The sequence below is a fragment of the Myxococcus sp. AS-1-15 genome (assembly GCF_020037055.1).
Classification (GTDB): domain Bacteria; phylum Myxococcota; class Myxococcia; order Myxococcales; family Myxococcaceae; genus Myxococcus; species Myxococcus fulvus.
The window spans coordinates 186,785-200,937 of the sequence record NZ_JAIQDF010000001.1 but is presented as its reverse complement, the minus strand read 5'-3'; the positions used below and the strand labels follow the sequence as shown (position 1 = coordinate 200,937).

9 protein-coding genes are annotated in these 14,153 nt (G+C 69.9%); 6 read left to right on the top strand and 3 right to left on the bottom strand.

Features of this window, described 5'->3' with window-relative positions:
• Nucleotides 1-190: 190 nt before the first annotated feature.
• On the bottom strand, nt 191-433 hold the full coding sequence (locus tag K8625_RS00800; RefSeq protein WP_141328052.1) for a hypothetical protein: 243 nt from the start codon (nt 431-433) through the stop codon (nt 191-193).
• Nucleotides 434-522: 89 nt separating this feature from the next.
• Between K8625_RS00800 and K8625_RS00795 the strand changes: the two genes are divergently transcribed.
• The 6 genes from K8625_RS00795 to K8625_RS00770 all read left to right on the top strand — a co-directional run bounded on the left by K8625_RS00795 (nt 523) and on the right by K8625_RS00770 (nt 11,751).
• Nucleotides 523-2,019 (top strand): DUF4041 domain-containing protein, encoded by a 1,497-nt coding sequence (locus tag K8625_RS00795; RefSeq protein WP_223781567.1) that lies wholly within the window; start codon nt 523-525, stop codon nt 2,017-2,019.
• Between the two features lie 235 nt (nt 2,020-2,254).
• On the top strand, nt 2,255-3,667 hold the full coding sequence (locus K8625_RS00790) for an L-serine ammonia-lyase (RefSeq protein ID WP_223781566.1): 1,413 nt from the start codon (nt 2,255-2,257) through the stop codon (nt 3,665-3,667).
• Nucleotides 3,668-3,851: 184 nt separating this feature from the next.
• On the top strand, nt 3,852-4,829 hold the full coding sequence (locus K8625_RS00785; protein ID WP_223781565.1) for a lytic transglycosylase domain-containing protein: 978 nt from the start codon (nt 3,852-3,854) through the stop codon (nt 4,827-4,829).
• Nucleotides 4,830-5,149: 320 nt separating this feature from the next.
• Entirely contained in the window at nt 5,150-8,536 is a 3,387-nt protein-coding gene (locus tag K8625_RS00780) for a DUF4082 domain-containing protein (protein WP_223781564.1), read from the top strand.
• Between the two features lie 199 nt (nt 8,537-8,735).
• The gene (locus tag K8625_RS00775; RefSeq protein ID WP_223781563.1) at nt 8,736-9,380 is read left to right on the top strand and encodes an SRPBCC family protein; all 645 of its coding nucleotides are present in this window, start codon (nt 8,736-8,738) and stop codon (nt 9,378-9,380) included.
• Between the two features lie 241 nt (nt 9,381-9,621).
• Nucleotides 9,622-11,751, top strand: a complete 2,130-nt coding sequence (locus K8625_RS00770; protein ID WP_223781562.1) for a catalase — start codon at nt 9,622-9,624, stop codon at nt 11,749-11,751.
• Between the two features lie 8 nt (nt 11,752-11,759).
• Here K8625_RS00770 and K8625_RS00765 read toward each other — a convergent pair whose 3' ends face one another.
• Nucleotides 11,760-13,340: a hypothetical protein gene (locus K8625_RS00765; protein ID WP_223782057.1), complete on the bottom strand. Its 1,581-nt coding sequence runs from the start codon at nt 13,338-13,340 to the stop codon at nt 11,760-11,762.
• 48 nt (nt 13,341-13,388) lie between these two features.
• Nucleotides 13,389-13,883, bottom strand: coding sequence for a GNAT family N-acetyltransferase (locus K8625_RS00760; protein ID WP_223781561.1), 495 nt, complete (start codon nt 13,881-13,883; stop codon nt 13,389-13,391).
• Nucleotides 13,884-14,153: the final 270 nt, after the last annotated feature.

Below are 14,153 nucleotides of genomic sequence, written 5' to 3'. Positions count from 1 at the left end.
CCAGAGTGAGCAGCCACCGAATCGGTGTCCCGCAGCATGGACAGCCGTCTACCGCGAGAGACTTCGAACCAAGGCTCCTGGACGGATGGGGCCTCCCGCCTCATCCCCCCAGGGGTGGGGACGCATACAGTTCGATGCTCATGGTGGACGGGATTCATAGGCCCCTACGAGGGACCCGCATCCTTCCCACTCAGGACTGCAGGGCCTGGAGGATGGCCTCCCGCGAGCAGTGCGCATCACAGAGCTCTCGAAACGCAGCCGGGTCGGGAACCGCGCGGACGTAGACCTCCTCGGCAACGGGACTGAGGGTGTTGTACTGGGCGGAGAGAATCGTCGGCTCCACATCCGTGAGCAGGTCGGTCCCTCGCTCGAAGACTCGGATCTGGGGAGCATGACGGAAGCGGGCTTCCACGGTGGCATTGGGGAATACCACCCGGGTGTGATTCCCCTGGCCGCCCCACAGGCGCACAGTGGGTCACCTCCGCGGACCTTGGACGCGGGGACTTCACGGGGGATACCTGCATGCAACCTGTCGTCTGGGTCCTGGCACTCTCGAGCCTGCTGTCCCTGGGGCTCCTGGTTCGCACCACGCTGCGCCTGCGCGCCCTCCAGGCGCGCTTCAAGCCCATCCTCGACGTGGAGGCCGAGCGCCAGCGGGTCCTCTCCGCGCTGGAGCGCACCCAGGCCGAGTCCGAGCACATGCTCGCCACCGAGCGGACCCGCGTGGCGGCGGAACTGGCCCGGGAGCGCGAGTTCGCGGACACCGCCATCCGTGACGCCAGGGAGGAGGTGGAGCGCATCAACTCCTCCACGAACCACGCCATCCGGCTGGAGCGCACGCGCCTCGATGCCGAGGTCACCCAGGTCCGCGAGGAGAAGGCACGCCTGGAGACCCTCATCGTCACGCTGCGGGCCGAGCTGCAACCGCTCGAGGAAGAAGCTGTCCTGCGCTCCTACGGCCTCTACAAGCCCATCTACAACCTCTCCTCCTCGGAGAAGTACGAGCAGCGACTCGACCGCCTCCGCGAGGAACAGAAAGCCCTGCTCAAGAACAAACAGGCCGCGTCCTGTCGCATCCAATGGGAGGTCAATGGCAGCAAGGCCGAAGGCAAGAAACAGACGGACCGAACCCTCAGGCTCATCCTGCGAGCCTTCAACGGCGAGGCCGACGCCTGTGTCGCCAAGGTCACCTACAAGAACATCAAGGCCATGGAGGCCCGCATCCAGAAGTCCGCCGAGGCCATCAACGCCCTCACCGAGATTCAGCAGTGCTCCATCGCCGAGCCCTACGTGAAGCTGAAGCTCGCGGAGCTCCGCCTCGCCCACGAGTACGATGAGAAGCGCCAGGAGGAGAAGGAGGAGCAGCGCCGCATCCGAGAGCAGATGCGAGAGGAGGAGGCCGCCCAGCGCGAGCTGGAGCGCGCCAAGTTGGAGGCCGAACGCGAGGCCCAGCGCGACGAAGAGGCCCTGCGCAAGGCCCGCGAGGAGCTGGAGAAGAGCCAGGGCTCGGCGCAAGCGAAGCTCCTGGAGCGCATCGCCGAGCTGGAACGGCGCGTCGTCGAGGACCAGGAGCGCCAGCGCGCCATCTCCCAGGCCCAGCTCACCCGCACCGGCCACGTCTACGTCATCTCCAACATCGGCTCCTTCGGCGAAAACATCTACAAGGTCGGCATGACTCGACGGCTCGTCCCCCAGGACCGCATCGACGAGCTCGGCGACGCCTCCGTCCCCTTCGAGTTCGACGTCCACGCCATCATCCGCACCGCGGATGCGCCCTCGCTCGAAGCCGCCCTGCACAAGACCTTCGCCCAACGCCGCGTCAACCGCGTCAACGAGCGCAAGGAGTTCTTCCGCGCCACCCTCGACGAAATCGCCCAGGCCGTGCGCAAGCACCACGGCGACTTCGAGCTGACCCGACTCGCAGAGGCCGCCGAGTACCGCAAGTCACTCGCCATGAACGAAGAGGAGCGCGGCGGTGAAGCCACCGTCATCGCCCTCCCCGAACGCTCCGTCGCCTGACGCCCGACACGCGGGTTCCAGTCCCCCAGGAACACTCCGTCCACCACAGCCGCCGCACAGCCCGCAGTCGCGACGCAGTGCGTCCTCCACGGTGACGCGCGTCATTCCACCGCGCATGCCTGCTCGGTGTCCCGACAACCCCGTGCTCCTTGGCACGCCAAGAAGTCACGCGCCACACAGGGAACCGCGACGTCACAGTGGGACGGAAGTGGAAACGTGGCATGTTGCGCCCGCGATGGCTGTCAGCGTCTTCGACCTCTTCAAGATTGGTATCGGTCCCTCGAGCTCCCACACGGTGGGGCCCATGCGCGCGGCGCGCTCGTTCGTCGTGCGCCTGGCGGAAGGGGGGCATCTGGAAAAACTCACCCGCCTGAAGGTCGAGCTGTTCGGCTCGCTCGGCGCCACCGGCAAGGGCCACGGCAGCGACAAGGCCGTGGTGCTCGGCCTCCGCGGTGACACCCCAGAGGCCGTCGACGTCGAGGGCATTCCCGCCATCGTCGCCCGCTGGCGCACCGAGGGCCGCATCAGCGTGCTCGGCCAGCGCGACATCACCTTCCGCGACGGCGAACACCTGGTCATGCACCGCCGCCGCACCCTGCCCTTCCACCCGAACGGCATGCGCTTCTCCGCGTTCGGCGCCGACGGCGTGGAGCTGGCCTCGCGCGTCTACTACTCCGTCGGCGGCGGCTTCGTCGTCGACGAGACCGCCACCTCCGGACAGGACCCCCTCCGCCCGGACGCCACCCCGCTGCCCTTTCCCTTCCAGTCCGCCGCCACCCTGCTGGAGCTGTGCGAGCGCGAGCGCATGCCCATCAGCGCCCTCATGATGGCCAACGAGAAGACCTGGCGCTCCGAGGCGGACATCCGCTCGGGCCTCCTGCGCATCTGGGAGGTCATGCAGGCCTGCGTGCGCCGCGGCTGCGCGTCCACCGGCATCCTCCCCGGAGGACTCAAGGTCGAGCGCCGCGCGGGCTCCATGTACCAGCGCCTGCTCAGCCGCCCCGAGGCCGGCCTCACCAACCCGCTCACCGTGCTCGACTGGGTCAACCTCTACGCGCTCGCCGTCAACGAGGAGAACGCCGCCGGAGGCCGCGTCGTCACCGCCCCCACCAACGGCGCCGCCGGCATCATCCCCGCCGTGCTCCACTACTACTGGCGCTTCTCCCCCGGCGCGAACGAGGACGGCGTCGTGCGCTTCCTCCTCACCGCCGGCGCCATCGGCGTGCTCTACAAGGAGAACGCCTCCATCAGCGGCGCCGAGGTCGGCTGCCAGGGCGAGGTCGGCAGCGCCTGCTCCATGGCCGCCGGCGCCCTCACCGAGGTGCTCGGCGGCACCCCGCTCCAGGTCGAGAACGCCGCCGAGATCGCCATGGAGCACAACCTGGGCCTCACGTGCGACCCCATCGGCGGGCTCGTCCAGGTGCCCTGCATCGAGCGCAACGCCATGGCCTCCGTGAAGGCCATCAACGCCGCCCGCATGGCCCTCTCCGGCGACGGCCGCCACTTCGTCAGCCTGGACAAGGTCATCAAGACCATGCGCGACACCGGCCGCGACATGAAGGACAAGTACAAGGAGACCGCCCGCGGCGGCCTCGCCGTCAACGTGCTCGAGGTGGCCAACCTCAGCGTCGGCCTCCCCGAGTGCTGATCCACGCCCCCTGGTGAGGCCGAACATCGGCCTGATGTCTGCCGTCACCAGGGCGTGAGCCGCCCGCGCTCGCGCCTCCCAGCAACATCCAGGGTTTGCCCGCCGCCCTCCTCCCCGGAGGCGCTGGCACACGCGCTGCTATGGCCTCCCGGGTCGCCACACTCCTTCCCCCGAGGCCTCCGCCATGAGCATCGCGCCCCTGCAGAAGACCGCCGTGTCCGCCCCCCAGACCTCCGCGCTGCGCGGCGCGGAGACTGGCGGCTGCATCCGCCCCACCACGCCCCAGCGGTGCGGCACGGGCGGCCCCGGGCTCCAGCAGGACGGCTTCGACCTGGGCTCCCCCAACAAGGCCCACCTGGGCAAGCTGCTCGAGAGCACCCTCTCGGTGATGAACACGCTGGTCCAGGTCGTCTCCCAGCTGTCCGCCCAGGGCGGCGCGCAGGGACTCCAGGGGGGGCTGCAAGGCACCAAGCCCGGCACGTCCCCGTTCGACACCAGCGGCTTCTCCGCCGCGCCCGCGTCGAGCGGCCGTCCCCCGCTGGACCTCAACCCCACGCCGACGGGCGCCCCGGTCCTCCCGCCTCCGCCTCCCAGCATCGGCGACGCCTCCACGCCGCCCTCCAGCTTCGGCGCCTCCAACCCGCTGACGTCGTCCGGTTCCACCTCCGTGCCCACCGAGGGCTCGGGCAAGCTCGGCGGCAACCTGCCCCCGGGCCTGGAGAAGTTCCGGAGCGCCATCGAGTCCGCCGCCGCCAAGACGGGCGTGCCCGCGGAGATGCTCGCCGCGCAGATCTGGCAGGAGTCGCGCGGTGACCTCGCCGCCGTCACCACCAACGGCGGCAACGGGCTGACGGACACCGGCCTGATGCAGGTCAACCCCAACACGTTCAAGGAGCTGCAGGCGAAGCACCCGGAGCTGGCCGGCAAGGACCTGTCCGACCCCGCCACCAACATCCTCGCGGGCGCCTGCTACATGAAGGACATGAAGGAGCAGTTCGGCGGCTGGGACCTGGCGCTGCGCGCCTACAACTCCGGCCCCAACGGCGTGGACAAGAGCAACCCGGATGCAATCCCCGCCGGCACCGGTGACGCCACCTACGTGCGCAAGGTGAAGGACTTCATGAACATCCTCTCCACCGGCGAGGGCTCGCTGCCGGCCTGATTCCACGCGGCTCCCCGAGCGACCCGAGACACACGGGTCGCTCGTCACCAGGTCGAGACACGGCTCGGGGCCGCTCGTTCTACAGCAAGCGTCTGACATGCCCTGAGACCCCCACCTGGAGCACCCCGCACCTCCATTGTCCGACGTGGTTTCCCATCTCAGCGCGCGCTCGATACAGACGAAAAATCGCGCGAGATGGCAATGAATCGCGAACGTTCAGTCAGCGACTTCGATTGGAAATGAGCACGATGTCTGGGTTAGACATGGCGCCGCCGTGCCTGCCTTGCCCTGTCGTGCCATCCCCCCAAGGAGAAGTCCGAATGACACCCCCGAAGTCACGACCCGCGCGGGTCGCGAGCGTGCCGCGTGTCCCCACGCTGGCGCTCCTGGCCGCGGTGCTGCTCGTGCTGCCCGCCGCCGCCCGAGCCCAGCCGACCTTCACCCTGTTCACGCCCGGCTCCACCCCCGCCGTCGCGTCCGTCACCAATGACTTCTCCGCCGTGGAGCTCGGCGTGAAGTTCCGCTCGGATGTCGAGGGAGACATCCTGGGCATCCGCTTCTTCAAGGGCACCACCAACACCGGCACCCACGTGGGCAGCCTGTGGAGCGCCACCGGTCAGCGCCTGGCCTTCGCCACCTTCACGGGTGAGACGGCCACCGGCTGGCAGCAGGTGCTCTTCTCCACGCCGGTGCGCATCAGCGCCAACACGACGTACGTGGCCTCGTACCACGCGCCCAACGGCGCCTACGCGTTCAACAACGGCGGCCTGGCCGCGGGCCACGACGCCCCGCCGCTGCACGCGCTCGCCGGCCCCGCGAACGGCGGCAACGGCGTGTTCACCTACGGCGCCGCGGGCTCCTTCCCCGCCACCGCGTTCGGCAACTCCAACTACTGGGTGGACGTGGTCTTCCGCCCGGCCGAGCCCGTCACGCTCTGGCCCTCCAACCCCACGCCTCCCGTCGCCTCCGTCACCAATGACTCCGCCCCGGTGGAGCTGGGCGTGAAGTTCAAGACGAACATCACCGGCGACGTGCTGGGTGTGCGCTTCTACAAGGGCGCGGGCAACACCGGCACCCACGTGGGCAGCCTGTGGAGCGTCAATGGCCAGCGCCTGGCGTTCGCCACCTTCACCGGTGAGACGGCCACCGGCTGGCAGCAGGTCCTCTTCTCCACGCCGGTCACCATCGCCGCGGACACGACGTACATCGCGTCCTACCACGCGCCCGTGGGCGCCTACGCCTTCGAGCAGGGCGGCCTCTCCACCGGGCAGGACACCCCGCCCCTGTTCGCCCTGCCGGGCGCCACCAGCGGCGGCAACGGCATCTTCGCCTACGGCGCCGCGGGCACCTTCCCCGTCAACAGCTTCGAGAACTCGAACTACTGGGTGGACGTGGTCTTCCAGGCCACCGGCGCGCCGCCCCCGACGCAGCCGCAGGACGACGCCTACCGCATCTTCCCGCCCAACGCGCTGCCCGCCAACGCCACCTCCACCGAGACGCTGCCCGTGGAGCTGGGCGTGAAGTTCCGCTCGGACGTGGATGGACAGGTCAAGGGCGTGCGCTTCTACAAGGGCGCCGGCAACAACGGCACCCACGTGGGCAACCTGTGGAGCGCCACCGGCCTGAACCTGGCCACCGCCACCTTCACCAACGAGACGGCGGTGGGCTGGCAGGAGGTGACGTTCGCCTCGCCCGTGGCCATCACCGCCGGCACCACGTATGTGGCGTCGTACTTCGCGCCGCTCGGCGGCTACTCGTTCAACAACAACGGCCTGGCCAACGGTGTGGACGCGCCTCCCCTGCACGCCCTGCCCGGCGCCACCACCTCCGGCGGCAACGGCGTCTACACCTACGCCTCCGCGTCCACCTTCCCCAGCGGCAGCCACCAGAACACCAACTACTGGGTGGACGTCATCTTCGAGTCCTACGGCCCGCCGCCCCGTCCGGGCGTCCAGGGCGCCGGCCCCGTGCTCGTGGCCACCGCGCCGGGCAATCCCTTCACGGACTACCTGCGCGAAATCCTGGAGGCCGAGGGCATCGCGTCCTTCGCCACCACCGACGCGGGCAATCTGGGCGTCAGCGTGTCGCTCAATGACTACAAGGTCCTCATCCTCGGCGAGCAGCCGCTGGGCGCCGCCCAGGTGACGCTCATCACGAACTGGGTGAACGCGGGCGGCAGCCTCATCGCGCTGCGCCCCGCCGCCAACCTCCAGTCGCTGCTCGGGCTCAATGCCTCGCAGGGCACGCTGAGCAATGGCTACCTCCTGGTGAACGCCACCCAGGCGCCGGGCACGGGCATCACCGCGGAGACGATGCAGTACCACGGCCCCGCGGACCGCCGCACCGTCACCACCGGCACGCGCACCGTGGCCACGCTCTACTCGGACGCCGCCACCCCGACGACGTACACCGCCATCAGCCAGCGCACCGTGGGCAGCGGCACCGCCACCGCCTTCATGTACGACCTGGCGAAGTCCGTGGTCCTCACCCGCCAGGGCAACCCGGCGTGGCAGGGGCAGAACCGGGACGGCTCCACCATCGGCCCGGGCGCTCGCGCCAACGACATGTTCTACGGCAACGCGGCGTTCGACCCGCAGCCGGACTGGGTGAACATGGACAAGGTCCAGATTCCCCAGGCGGACGAGCAGCAGCGCCTGCTGGCCAACGTGCTGCATCAGACGAGCTCCGTGCCGCTGCCGCGCCTGTGGTACTTCCCGCGCTCGCACAAGGCCGTGGTGGTGATGACGGGCGACGGACACCCCAGCGGCCTCACCACCACGCGGTGGAACCAGTACCTGGCCGACAGCGCCCCGGGCTGCAGCGTGGCGGATTGGGAGTGCATCCGCGGCACCGTCTACGACTACGTCGGCGGGCTGACGGCCACCCAGGCCAACAGCTACGTGGCCCAGGGCTTCGAGTACGCCCTGCATGTGAATACCGGCTGCGCGGACTACACGGCCAACACGCTGGACCCGGCCTTCTTCACCCCGCAGCTCCAGGGCTTCTCGCAGGCCTATCCGCTGGTGCCCGCGCCCACCACCAATCGCACGCACTGCATCGCGTTCAGCGACTGGTCCACCCAGCCCAAGGTGTCGCGCCTGCACGGCATCCGCCTGGACACGAACTACTACTACTGGCCCCACGAGTGGGTGCTCGACCGGCCGGGCCTCTTCACCGGCACCGGTCTGCCCATGCGCTTCGCGGACCTGGACGGCACGCCGCTGGACGTCTACCAGCTCGCCACGCAGCTGACGGACGAGTCCGGTCAGACGCTCTCCACGCACATCGACACGCTGCTGGCCAACGCGCTCGGCACCAAGGGCTACTACGCCGCCATCAACGCCAACATGCACGTGGACTCGCACTCGTCCGTGGGCACCGCGGGCTCGGCGACCATCATCGCCGCCGCCAAGCGTGACGGCGTGCCCGTCATCACCGCGCGCCAGCTGCTCGACTGGGTCGACGCGCGCGAGGCGACGCAGGTGTCGTCGCTGGCCTTCACCGGGACGCAGCTGACGTTCAACGTCATCAACCCGGCGCGCAACCTGTCGCTGATGGTGCCCACGCGCGCCGCCAACGGCCGCAACCTGACGTCCGTCACCCGCGCCGGCGCCCCCGTCACCACCGTGATTCGCACCATCAAGGGCGTGAGCTTCGCGTTCATCGACGCCGCTCCCGCCGGCACGTACACGGCCACCTACAACTGATTCCTCGCGCCCTCCAAGGCGCCCGGGGCATGCGGGGCTCGACACGGTACGTCCGGGTCGGGCCCCGCTTCGTTTCCACCCCAGAGAAGCCCTGCGTTCGACACGGGGTGCCTTGTGCCGGCCGGCGGGGAGCCTCTATGACGCGCCCCCGGGTCGGCGCCCTGCTGGCGGCCGCCCGGACACAAGGACCGCACACCCCATGCTCAAGAAGCTGCTCGTCGGCCTCGCCGCCACCATCCTCATCCTGGTGGGCGTCATCGCCTCCCGCCCCGCCGAGTTCACCATCCAGCGCACCGCGACGCTGCCCGGCCCCTCGGACGTGGCCTTCGCGCAGGTGAACGACTTCCACCAGTGGAACGCGTGGTCGCCCTGGGCGGCGCTGGACCCGAACATGAAGACCACCTACTCCGGCCCCCAGAGCGGCGTCGGCGCGGGCTACGCGTGGACCGGCAACGAGCAGGTGGGCGAGGGCCGGATGACCATCGAGCAGAGCCGCGCCCCCGAGCACGTGCGCGTCAAGCTGGAGTTCATCAAGCCCTGGGCGGCCACGAACCTCACGGACTTCCACTTCAAGCCGGTGGCCGGCGGCACCGAGGTCACCTGGGCCATGAGCGGCACCAACGACTTCATGGGCAAGGCCTTCGGCCTGCTCATGGACATGGATGCGATGGTGGGGAAGGACTTCGAGAAGGGGCTCGCCAACCTGAAGGGCGTCGTGGAGGCGGAGGTGAAGAAGCGCGCCGAGGCCGAGACCGCGCGCGTGGCCGCCGTGAAGGCCGCCGAGGAGAAGGCCGCCGCCGAGGCCGCTGCCGCCGCGCCGGTCGTCGCCCAGCCCACGCCGTGAACGGCGAGGGCCGAGCGCGCCTCGGCCACGCTGACTCCCGACGCCTCCGTGCCCCCAGCGCGGAGGCGTCGTCGCGTCTGGCGTCCGGAGTGTCGACCTCTCGGCCCTCCTGAAGGCAGACATGGCGGGTGGTGAACGCTCGCGTGCCACGGGGCACGCGCCGTTCCCCTCTCATGCGGCGCGAGGCGTAGACCGCGAGCGCGCCAGGTGCCGGCGCGTTCCTCGCCGTCCGGGAGTTCTCATGCCGCCGCGAAAGACTCCGTCGAAGCCGAAACCGCCGCCTCCCAGCAAGAACGAGCAGTTGGAGCCCTACCGCATGCACCAGGAGGACACGGTGCTGACGACGGACCAGGGCATCCCCATCTCGGAGACGGACAACTCGCTGAAGGCGGGCCTGCGCGGCCCCACGCTCCTGGAGGACTTCCACTTCCGCGAGAAGATGATGCGCTTCGACCACGAGCGCATCCCCGAGCGCGCCGTGCACGCCCGGGGCGCCGGCGCGCATGGCTACTTCCAGGTCTATGAGTCCCTGGAGCGCTACACCCAGGCGCGCTTCCTCACGGACCCCAGCCTCAAGACGCCCGTCTTCGTGCGCTTCTCCACCGTGGGCGGCTCGCGCGGCTCGGCGGACACCGTGCGCGACGTGCGCGGCTTCGCCACCAAGTTCTACACGCCCGAGGGGAACTACGACCTGGTCGGCAACAACATGCCCGTCTTCTTCATCCAGGACGGCATCAAGTTCCCCGACTTCGTCCACTCGGTGAAGCCCGAGCCGCACAACGAGATTCCGCAGGCGTCCTCGGCGCACGACTCGCTGTGGGACTTCGTGTCGCTCGTCCCGGAGACGGCGCACATGGTGATGTGGCTGATGTCGGACCGGGCCATCCCCCGCTCCTTCCGACACATGGAGGGCTTCGGCGTCCACACCTACCGGCTGGTCAACGCCAAGGGGAAGGCGACGCTGGTGAAGTTCCATTGGAAGCCGGTGCTGGGGACGCACTCGCTCGTCTGGGACGAGGCGCAGAAGGTGTCCGGCAAGGACCCGGACTTCCACCGGCGTGACTTGTGGGACACCATCGAGTCCGGGAACTTCCCCGAGTACGAGCTGGGCCTGCAGCTCATCCCCGAGGGCGACGAGCTGAAGTACGGCTTCGACCTGCTGGACGCGACGAAGCTGCTGCCCGAGGAGCTGGTGCCGGTGCAGAAGGTCGGCAAGCTGGTGCTGGACCGCAACCCGGACAACTTCTTCGCCGAGACGGAGCAGGTGGCCTTCTGCGTGTCCAACGTCGTGCCGGGCATCGACTTCACCAATGACCCGCTGCTGCAGGCGCGCATCTTCTCGTACCTGGACACGCAGCTGACACGCCTGGGTGGACCCAACTTCGCGGAGCTGCCCATCAACAAGCCCGTCTGCCCGGTGAACAACCACCAGCAGGACGGCTTCGGGCGCCAGAGCATCAACACCAGCCGCGCGAACTACCACCCCAACTCGCTGGGCGGCGGCTGCCCCATGCTGGCCAACCCCAAGTCCGCCTTCGTCCACCGCCAGGAGCGCGTGGAGGGGCACAAGATTCGCGCGCGCAGCGGCAGCTTCGCGGACCACTTCAGCCAGGCCACGCTCTTCTACAACAGCCTGTCCAAGCCCGAGCGCGAGCACCTGGTGGCCGCGCTCGAGTTCGAGCTTGGCAAGGTGGAGCGCGAGGAGATTCGCGAGCGCGTGGTGAACAAGGTCCTGGTGAACATCGACCGGGACATGGCCGTGCGCGTGGCGAACGCGGTGGGCGTCGCGCCGCCCAGGCTCGGCAAGCAGCCGGAGAGCAAGCCCGTCTCCAAGCTGACGGCGTCACCGGCGTTGAGCCAGCTGAACACGCCGCATGACTCCATCATGACGCGCAAGGTGGCGGTGCTCGTCGCGGACGGGTTCGCCGGACGGGAGCTGTCGCAGGTGCGCAAGACGCTCGAGGGGCTGGGCGCCATCGTGGAGGTGGTGGGCCCCACGCTCGGCCCCGTCGCCAGCGCGGACGGCGGCGAGGAGAAGCCGGTGAAGACGTACCTGACGGCGTCCTCCGTCCTGTACGACGCCGTCTACGTGCCCGGCGGCGAGCGCAGCGTGGCCACGCTGAAGAAGGTGCCGCTCGCGGTGGACTTCGTGCGCGAGGCGTACGTGCACTGCAAGGCGCTGGCGCTGTCGGGCGCGGCCACCTCCATGCTGGACGCCGCGGGGTTCTCCACTCCGATGGCAAAGGGGCTGGATGACTCGCTGGGCGTCATCCGCAGCGCGAAGAACGAGACGCGGGGCTTCGGGCAGATGTTCGCCAAGGCCATCGCCGCGCACCGCCACTGGGCGCGCGAGGCGCCTCCGCCGGCCTGAGCCGCGTCTCAGCCCGGCGTCTTCCCGACGAACATGCCGAGCCCGAAGGCGAGCCCCATGAGCACGAGTACCAGCAGCATGGGGACGCCGCCCTTCGCGCGGGCCTGGACGGCCGGAGCCACCATCCGGGCCCCGGCCTGCTCCTCGGGGACGATGAGGCGGACCTTGATGACGGCCTTGGCGAGCACCTCCTCGACGTCGTTGAGGAAGCGCTCGTACTCCTCGGCCACCAGCTCCAGCGGCTCGCCGTGGTGGGACTCGTAGCGCTTCGCCACGGCTTCGTGGTTGCGCAGCTGGGCCTCGCGCTTGGAGACGTCCACCCAGCCGCAGACCAGGGACGGGCCGGAGCCCTTGCGCGGCACCAGGGAGATGTTCTGCCGCGCCAGCTTGCCGCCCGCGGTGCTGGGGCCCTCGGGCTCGTCGATGCGCAGCACGCGGTGCGGTCCGCGTCCGTACATCTTCTTGGACAGGGCCTCGCGCAGCTGCTCCGCGAGCAGCGCGGAGTGGTTGGCGAACATCGTCCGCAGCGCGGGGCCGTCCTCGGCCGCGGCGGCCACCTTGCCCGCCGCGGGCTCCAGGGGACTGAGACGTACGACGCCCGCCGCGAGCCCGCCGGAGGCCTGCGGCTTCTCGCTCCCGCGTGACAGCCAGTTGCTCGCGGGGACCTTCACCCGCTCCACGCGGGGAGGGCCACCGGGGACCTCTGTTTCGGGGGCTGGACCTCCGCGCACCTCCGTCGCGGGTGCCGAGCCTCCGCGCACCTCCGTCGCTGGCGCCGAGCCACCTCGCCCCTCCCCCGCCGAGCCTCCTCGCATCCCCACGGGAGCCGAGCCACCTCGCGCCGCCGGGGCCGCGCCCTCTCGCACTTCCGTCGCCGAGCCTCCGCGCATCCCCGCTGCCGGGGCCGAGCCTCCTCGCATCCCCGCCGCCGGGGCCGAGCCTCCGCCTCGAAGCTCCGTGGCGAAGGGCAGGTGCTCGTCCTCGACACCGCCGCTGGTGAAGAGCTGGAACTCCTCGTCGTCACCTCCGGCGTGAGCGGCGGACGCGTTGGTGTCCTCGTCCTCATCCAGGTCCAACTCCTGGATGCGCTCCCGCGCGCCGCGTGCATCCGCGCGGCCCCTGGGGTCCTCCGGTGGTGCACGGCCAGCGGTGCGTCCCTTCGGTGGCAGGTCACTCTCCGCGCCTCCTCGCGCGGGAGGTCGGCTGGGCCGGGCCTCGGTGACGATGGCCTCCTGGCCCCGGCCCGCGCGTGCATCGCCCGTGGAGGGGCTCCGATGGGAGCGGGCCTCGGTGACGATGACCTCCTGGCCCCGGGCCGCGCCACGGGCCTCGGGGCCTCGACCGGCGACACCTCGCGGCGGCGGTACGCTCTGCCCCTTGCGCGCCTCGGTGACGATGTCCTCCTGCTCGTCGACCAGGTCCTGGGGACCGATTCGAGTCTCGGAAGCGGGCGGGTCCGGAGGCGCCACGCGGGTCTCCTCCGGGGCGTAGGACATCGGGATGTCGCGCGTCGCGTCCTCGTCCTCGGGCGCGATGCGGGGCTCCTCGTTCCGGCCGGGCCCCGCGCCCCGCCTCTGTCCATTCGCCATGGGCCGCTCCTCGTCCGGGCGAAGATAGCCCGGCCGGGGCCGCTTGCGTCAGCGCGCGTCCTGCGTCTTTCGTCGATACACGTCCGGGTCCACGCGCTCCATGATTCGCTCCGGTGCCGTCAGCGCCGTGAAACCGTATTGCGCGTACAGCCCATGTGCATCTCTCGTCGCCAGCATGAAACGGCGCAGCCCCTGGAGGTCCGGGTGGGAGAAGACGACCCGCATCAGCCACTTGCTCAGGCCCTTGCCACGCTGTGACTCCAGGACGAACACGTCGGCCAGGTAGGCAAAGGTCGCCCGGTCCGTCACCACGCGGCAGCCGCCCACCTGCGCGCCATCCGCCGCGTACAGGCCGAAGGCCAGCGAGTGACGCCAGGCCCGCTCCACCGTCTCCCGGGGAATCTCCGGGCTCCAGTACGTCTTCGTCAGGAAGCCGTGCACCAGGTCCAGGTCGAGGCGGGAGAAGTCGTCGGAGATGACATGGCCATCCTCGCCCTTCACTTCGAAGACAGCGGAAGAGGACGGTACGGCGGAGTCCAACATGGGAAACGTGCCTCCCTGCGCGCGGGCAGCGCGTGCGACGGCGGTGGGAGCGCAGACCTAACGCATTCGCGTGCGCGCGACCATGTTTCACACTCGCGCCATGGCGGACCTGCACAGTTGGGTGCGAGGTGTTGCGACACAGATTGTCCAGCCGGCGGCAGGAGGACAAACCGCCCGGGACGCCCGGGATGTCATGCCATTGGCTTCCCTGGGAGGCCCCATCCGGTTGACGTGGGAGACCGGGGTGGGGACACTGCGTGCTTTCGTCCC